This window comes from Vibrio sp. YT-19(2023) (genome assembly GCF_033337395.1).
Map to the genome: position 1 here is coordinate 1 of NZ_JAWOQN010000866.1, position 573 is coordinate 573.

Genomic DNA, 573 nt, shown 5'->3' on the forward strand with positions numbered 1-573 from the left:
CAGGTTGGGTTGAGCACGATCCAATGGAAATCTGGGCAACACAAAGCTCTACATTAGTTGAAGCTTTGGCTAAGTCAGGCATCCGAAGCGACCAATTAGCTGCCATTGGTATTACGAACCAACGTGAAACCACCATCGTCTGGAACAAAGAAACAGGCAAACCCGTTTACAACGCGATCGTATGGCAATGTCGTCGTACCGCAGACATTTGTGAAGACCTAAAAAGCCGCGGCTTAGAAGATTACGTTCGCGACAACACCGGCTTGGTGCTTGACCCTTACTTCTCTGGCACTAAAGTTAAGTGGATTCTGGATAACGTAGAAGGCGCACGCGAAGATGCAGAAGCAGGTAAACTGCTGTTTGGTACCGTCGATACGTGGTTAGTATGGAAGATGACTCAAGGCCGCGTTCACGTTACTGACTACACCAACGCATCACGTACCATGCTATTTAACATCAACGACCTATGTTGGGACCAAAAGCTGTTGGATGAGATGGGCATTCCGGCGTCAATGATGCCAGAAGTAAAACGCTCTTCGGAAATTTACGGCAAAACGAACATCGGTGGTAAAG

Annotated in this window: 1 protein-coding gene; it reads left to right on the plus strand. The window is 47.8% G+C overall.

Annotated features, from left to right (window positions below; translation table 11 throughout):
• On the plus strand, nucleotides 1-573 hold a 573-nt coding region (locus R7E78_RS28890; RefSeq protein ID WP_318058984.1), incomplete at both ends, for an FGGY family carbohydrate kinase.